This is a genomic window from Pseudomonas sp. 3A(2025), assembly GCF_054589175.1.
This window is the reverse complement of record NZ_BAAILM010000113.1, coordinates 716,178-722,459: the sequence shown is the minus strand read 5'-3', so window position 1 is coordinate 722,459 and position 6,282 is coordinate 716,178. Positions and strand designations below refer to the sequence as shown.

General features: G+C 62.8%; 8 protein-coding genes. 6 read left to right on the top strand and 2 right to left on the bottom strand.

Annotated elements, in window-relative coordinates:
• Positions 1-71: 71 nt before the first annotated feature.
• A complete protein-coding gene (locus ACYP2A_RS29960) occupies positions 72-629 on the bottom strand; it encodes a VOC family protein (RefSeq protein WP_459749537.1) in 558 nt (185 codons plus the stop codon).
• Positions 630-671: 42 nt separating this feature from the next.
• On the bottom strand, positions 672-1,523 hold the full coding sequence (locus tag ACYP2A_RS29955; protein WP_459749536.1) for a fumarylacetoacetate hydrolase family protein: 852 nt from the start codon (positions 1,521-1,523) through the stop codon (positions 672-674).
• A gap of 115 nt (positions 1,524-1,638) precedes the next feature.
• On the opposite strand from ACYP2A_RS29955, the gene ACYP2A_RS29950 reads away from it, so the two are divergent.
• The 6 genes from ACYP2A_RS29950 to ACYP2A_RS29925 all read left to right on the top strand — a co-directional run bounded on the left by ACYP2A_RS29950 (position 1,639) and on the right by ACYP2A_RS29925 (position 6,265).
• Positions 1,639-2,220, top strand: a complete 582-nt coding sequence (locus ACYP2A_RS29950) for an amino acid synthesis family protein (protein ID WP_459749535.1) — start codon at positions 1,639-1,641, stop codon at positions 2,218-2,220.
• A gap of 99 nt (positions 2,221-2,319) precedes the next feature.
• The gene (locus ACYP2A_RS29945) at positions 2,320-3,435 is read left to right on the top strand and encodes an alcohol dehydrogenase catalytic domain-containing protein (protein ID WP_459749534.1); all 1,116 of its coding nucleotides are present in this window, start codon (positions 2,320-2,322) and stop codon (positions 3,433-3,435) included.
• Positions 3,436-3,513: 78 nt separating this feature from the next.
• On the top strand, positions 3,514-4,047 hold the full coding sequence (locus tag ACYP2A_RS29940; RefSeq protein WP_459749533.1) for a cupin domain-containing protein: 534 nt from the start codon (positions 3,514-3,516) through the stop codon (positions 4,045-4,047).
• Between the two features lie 8 nt (positions 4,048-4,055).
• Positions 4,056-5,252, top strand: coding sequence for an acetyl-CoA C-acetyltransferase (locus ACYP2A_RS29935; RefSeq protein ID WP_459749532.1), 1,197 nt, complete (start codon positions 4,056-4,058; stop codon positions 5,250-5,252).
• Positions 5,249-5,800: an NADPH-dependent FMN reductase gene (locus tag ACYP2A_RS29930; protein WP_459749531.1), complete on the top strand. Its 552-nt coding sequence runs from the start codon at positions 5,249-5,251 to the stop codon at positions 5,798-5,800. Before ACYP2A_RS29935 ends, ACYP2A_RS29930 begins: the two co-directional genes overlap by 4 nt.
• A 72-nt stretch (positions 5,801-5,872) precedes the next feature.
• Positions 5,873-6,265 (top strand): hypothetical protein, encoded by a 393-nt coding sequence (locus ACYP2A_RS29925; protein ID WP_459749530.1) that lies wholly within the window; start codon positions 5,873-5,875, stop codon positions 6,263-6,265.
• The last annotated feature ends 17 nt before the right edge of the window (positions 6,266-6,282 follow it).

Below are 6,282 nucleotides of genomic sequence, written 5' to 3'. Positions count from 1 at the left end.
GTGCATGACAGATTCTGCCCCGAGTGATGTGCGGCCCGGCGGGCCGCACAGAGGTGGCTTAGCCGTGATCGTTACCAGCGCACGCGCTGTTCGGCGATGCGCTGGCGGGTCGACTCGATCCACTGCTCGCGGGTCTGGAAGCCCGGCCGGCGCCGGCACATGGCTTCGGTAGTGGCCAGAATCTGCTCGCTGCTCTGCTCAAGGTCCAGCGGCTCGCGGCACGGCTGGTTGGTGTAGAACGGCGCGTCGACGTACATCTCGATCGGGTTGCCTTCCGGGTCCTTGAAGTACATCGACCAGGCGTTGCCGTGGTCGACCTGATCGAGCGGGCCCAGGCCCTTCTCCTTGGCGAAGGCGTAAAAGGCCTTGAGGTCGTCGAGGCTGTCGAGCAGGAACGACAACTGGTTGATCGGGTTGAACGGCAGGTCGGTGGGCTTGCCGTCGAACAGCACCAGTTGGTGATGCACCTCAGGGTTCTGGGTCATGAAGAACAAGCGATGGCCGGTGGAGGCAACGCCCTTGTCGCTGACGACGAAGCCAAGCGTGCTGCAGTAAAACTCGACCATGTTGTCGAGGTCGCTGCAAAAGGTGCCGGTGTGGGTGAACTCGATGCGGGGCAGGGTGGCCATGTTCTGATTTCCTGGTGTTGTACTTGTTAGAGGATTGATGGCTCAGTCTTCATCGACGACCGGGTTGGACAAGGTGCCGATCTGGCTGATGGTCACCTCGAACACATCCCCCGGCTTGAGAAATATCGGCGGGTTGCGCTTGAAGCCGATACCGCTCGGCGTGCCGGTGGCCAGAATGTCACCGGGGTTCCAGTCCAGTGCCTGGGAGACGTAGGCGATCAGGTGCGGAATATCGAACGCCAGTTCCGAGAGGCTGCCTTCCTGCAGTTGTTCACCGTTGAGAATGCCGCGAACTTTCAGCTCGCGATAGTCGGCGATTTCATCAGCGGTCACCAGCCATGGGCCTAATGCACCGGTGTTGCGGAAGGTCTTGCCCATGCCGTACTGGTGGGTATGAAACTGCCAGTCGCGCACGCTGGCGTCGTTGAAGCAGGTGTAGCCGGCCACATGATCCATGGCGTTTTCCGGGCTGATGTGCGAGCCGCCTTTGCCGATCACCACGGCCAGCTCGGCCTCGAAATCGAACTCCTGGGACACCTTCGGGCGTACCAGCGGCGCGTCGTGGGCGGTCAGGGTTTCGGCAAAACGCTGGAAGATCACCGGGTGCTGGCCGACCTTGCGCCCGGCTTCTTCGGCGTGGGCCACATAGTTGATGCCCACGCAGATGACCTTGCCCGGTGCCGGAATCACCGGCGCCAGGGTCAGGTCGTTCAGGGCGTAATCGCTGTTGCCACTGGCAGCCAGCTGACGGGCCTGATCAAGGCGGGCGGAATCGGCCAGCAGACTGGCCAGATCGGGCACCTCGCTGAAGTGGCGAGCCAGGTCGACGACCCGCTCGCCGACCACGGCGCCGTAGCCGGATTGGCCGTTTAGCGTGAAGGAAATGAGTTTCATGGTGGTGCCTCTCTGTTGTTTTGTGCATAAAACATAATTTCTTGCACAATAAATCGCAAGATGCATAATGCAAACACGCCAATAAATATTTCAGGGCGTTACCAGGAGAGCGAGCATGGCATTGGTGAAAGTCCGCAAATTCAAGCTGGATATCGAGGAGGTTCTGCACGAAGGCGGCCCGTTGGCGGCCACGCCGTTGAAGATCGCCGTGGCCACCGCCGTGATCGAAAACCCCTATGCCGGGCGTTACGTCGAAGACCTTTTACCGTTCATGCAGGAACTGCGGGCGCTGGGCACCGAGTTGTCGCAACGGCTGGTCGAGGCGCTGGGCGGGGCCGACAGCGTGCAGGCCTATGGCAAGGCGGCCATCGTCGGTGAGGACGGCGAGCTGGAGCACGGCGCGGTGTGGCACGAAGCCGGCGGCTGGGCCATGCGTGCGCTGCTCGGCGAACCCAAGGCCATCGTGCCGGCGGCCAAGACCATCGGCGGGCCGGGCAGCCGCCTGATGATGCCGCTGGGGCACATTCACGCCGCTTACGTGCGCAGCCATTTCGGTACCGCCGAAGTCACCGTGTGGGACGGCCCACGCCGTGGCGAGATCGCCTTTGCCCTGGCCATGGCCACCGGCGGGCGCATTCAGGCACGCCTGGGCGGCCTTGCGGCAGACGACGTTAAGGGTGAAGACGGCCTGCGCTGAAACGCTCTACACGCAAGACACAATCAAGGTTTCTGCGCTCGCACCGAAACAACTGTGAGCGGCCAGCAAAAACAAGAACAAGAGTCGGAGAAAACCAGCATGACCACGAAAATGATGCGTGCCGCACGGATGTACGAAGGCGGCAAACCGATGGAAATCGAACAGGTTGCCGTGCCTGCCATTCGCCCCACTGAAGTGTTGGTACGGGTCAAGGCCTGCGGCATCGTGCCCAACCTGCACAACATCCTGACTAACTGGACCACCTGGTTCCCCCACCTGCCGTTGCCCAGACTGCCGGCCATCTTTGGCCTGGACCCGACCGGCGTGATCGAAGCGGTCGGTGATCAGGTCTACGACTTCAAGCCTGGTGACCGCGTCTACGTCAACCCGGCGCGTTTCTGCGGCTCGTGCCGCGCCTGCCGTGCAGGCAACACCACCGGCTGCACTTCCTACACCTTCAACGGCTATTTCGGCTTCACCCCGAACAGCCCGCGCATGTTTGAAGACTACCCGTACGGCGGGCTCTGCGAATTCATGCCGGCGCCGCAATACAGCCTGGTCAAGCTGCCGGACAACCTGAACTTTGAAACCGCCGCGCGCCTGGGTTACCTCGGCACCGCTTACCGTGCGCTGCTCAAGGCCAATGTCGGACCGGGCACCACGGTGCTGATCAACGGCATCAGCGGCACCCTCGGTCTGGGCGCCGTCGCTTTGGCACTGGCGATGGGCGCGCGCAAGATTCTGGGTACTGCGCGTAATCAGGCGCTGTTCCAGCGGGTCAAGGACCTGGCCGCGCCGGGGCGCATCCAGATTCATACCCTCGGCCAAGGCTCGATTGCCGATTGGGTCGAGCAAGTCACCCACGGCGAAGGCCTGGATGTGGTGATCGACGCACTCGGCCCCGGTGCCCAAGGTGAAACCCTGGTCGATGCCATGCGCGGCCTGCACCGTGGCGGTCATCTGGTCAATATCGGCGCAGTGGCAGGCCCGGTACCGCTGGACCTGCACTGGATGATGGACAACGACATCCAGCTCAGCGGCTCGGCCTGGTTCACCACCGCCCAAGGCCAGAACATGGCCGACATGGTGGAATCCGGTGTGCTGGACCTGTCGTTCTTCGAACACAGTGCCTTTGCGCTGGAGCAGATCAACGAAGCCATCAGCGGCATCGAGAACCGCAACGGTGGCTTTGGTAACTACGTGATCTGCCCATGAGCTGCGCATAAGTGGCCGCCGGGTGAAGTGCCACGACTTCACCCGGCGTCATGAGCGACCGACCGTTTGAGGGTTTCTATGCACGTCAGAAGAATCGTCACCGGGCACGATGAACAGGGCAACGCCGTGTTCGTGTCCGATGCCCCGACACCTCGCGCCAACAGTTTTGAAGATTTGCCCGGTTATGGCATCAGCCAGGTCTGGGCCACCCAACCCGGCCTGCCAACCACGCAAGACCTTACCCGAGCCAACGGCTCACTGATTCCCGGCCCCGGCGGCACCTCGCTGCTGATGGTCAGCCTGCCGCCCGACACCGTCATGGCCGCGCCGCTGGACCCGCAACGGCTGGTGGGGCAAATGATCGAAGCCATGCCCGGCCTGCTGGAAACCTTCGAGGCCGCAGACCCTGCCATGCACCGCACGCCGACGCTGGATTATGGTGTGTTGCTTGAAGGCGAGCTGTGGCTGGAGCTGGACAACGGCGAGCAGCGCCTGCTGCGCCCCGGCGACGTGGTGATTCAGCAAGGCACCCGCCACGCCTGGCGTAACCGCTCCACGCAGGTGGCCAAGGCGGTATTTTTCATGGTGGGCACGGATGTGCCTTGCCTGTGAGATCTGCAATGAGCGACGTGGTCATAGTGGCAGCGGCCCGCACGCCGACAGGGAAGTTTCAGGGCATTCTCGGCAACGAATCTGCAGTCGATCTGGGTGCAGCGGTGATCCGTGGCCTGCTGGAGCGCACCGGGCTGGCGGCCGACCAGGTTGATGAAGTGATCATGGGCCAGGTGCTGAGCGCAGGCGCCGGACAGAACCCGGCGCGCCAGAGCGCCTTGCGCGCCGGGCTGCCGTATACCGTGCCGGCGATGACCCTCAACAAGGTCTGTGGCTCGGGCCTCAAAGCGGTGCAACTGGCCGCCCAGGCCATTCGTTGCGGCGATGCCGGTATCGTCATCGCCGGCGGCCAGGAAAACATGAGCAACGCGCCGTACCTGTTGCCCAACGCCCGCAGCGGCCTGCGCATGGGCCACGGGCAACTGCGCGACAGCCTGCTGCACGACGGTCTGTGGGATGCCTTCAACGATTACCACATGGGCATCACCGCCGAGAACCTCGCCGAGCAATACGGCATCAGCCGCGAGCAACAGGATGCTTACGCACTGGTGTCGCATCAACGCGCTGAGCAGGCCCGCAGCCGTGGCCGCTTTCAGGCTGAAATCGTACCGGTGACAGTCCGCGACCGGCGTGGCATGCCCATCGTCATCGACCGCGACGAAGCCTCTGCATCAGTCCCCACTTCCCAGAGCCTGGCAGATCTGCGCCCGGCTTTTGCACCGGACGGCAGCGTGACCGCCGGCAATGCCTCATCGCTCAACGACGGCGCCGCCGCAGTGATGCTGATGAGCGAAGACAAGGCCCGGCAACTGCGCTTGCCGATCATGGGCCGCATCGCCGCGTTCGCTAGCGCCGGCGTCGACCCGACGGTGATGGGCATCGGCCCGGTATTCGCCACCGACCTGTGCCTGCAAAAAGCCGGCTGGAGCCTTGAGCAACTGGAACTGATCGAAGCCAACGAAGCCTTCGCCGTGCAGGCCTTGGCGCTGCAACGCGAACTGGGCTGGGACCTTGCACGGGTCAACGTCAACGGCGGCGCCATCGCCCTCGGCCATCCGCTGGGCGCCTCGGGCTGCCGCATTCTGGTCAGTCTGCTGCACGAAATGATTCACCGCGACCTCAACCGTGGCCTGGCCACCCTGTGCATCGGCGGTGGTCAGGGCGTCGCCATGGCCATCCAGCGCAACCCGGAGAAACACCCATGAAAACCCTGCACCTGCTGGGCCTGTGCGGCAGCCTGCGCCAGTCGTCCAGCCACGAAGTCATCCTGCGCACGCTGGCCAGTGAATTGCTGCCCGAAAACGTGCAACTGGTCATCCACCCGCTGCACGACATCCCGATGTACAACGAAGACCACGACGGTGCGGCCTCGCCAGCCTCGGTCAGCGCCCTGCGCGATGCGGTGGCCAATGCCGACGCCATCGTGCTCGCCGCCCCCGAGTACAACCATGGCATGTCAGGCGTGCTGAAAAACACCCTTGACTGGTTGTCACGCCCACATGGCCGCTCGGTCCTGAAAGACAAACCGGTGCTGACCTTTACTGCATCGCCTGCGTTTACCGGCGGCGTGCGCGCGCAGCAACAGGTCAATGAAGCCCTGTGGGCAGTGCAGGCCCGGCTGGCGGTGTATCCGCAGATCGTGATTGGCGGCGTGAGCGGCAAGATTCGTGAAGGGCGGTTTGAAGATGACGCAGCGCGAAGGTTTCTGGCGGAAGGGGTTGGGGTGTTGGGCGGGATGTGTGGCCTGACCTGACCTTCGGCAACTTTTGCTGAGGTAAAGCGTCAGTAGGAGGCGTGTTGCCACTGATTGAAAGGGACTTCTGCGATGAAAAAAACGATTCCGGCTGTGCTGTTGTCGTCGGTACTGCTGGCCGGCTGCGGTCCTGACAAAGTGGTTTACGAGGTGCTCTCGCCGAGCGGGAAATACCATGCTCAGGTTCGCCAGTGTCCTGAAACCGGCTCAATTACCTGGGGCGAGCAGCTGGAGGTCTACATTCTTGAGGCCGGCGTGTCGTCAAGATGCCATTCCCTCGTAGAGCCGCTGGTAGGGTTTGACGCAGGTTCACCGGGATTGCGGCTCGACCAATTGCAGGTTGAATGGGTGACAGACACGCAATTCAGAGCCTGGTATCCGGGCTTGAAGCCGAACGAGTTACCCAATGGGCTGTATCGCAAGAACGGCTCACCGATCGAGATGATTTTTCTGCCGAAACCCTAAACCCGCCAACGCGCAGG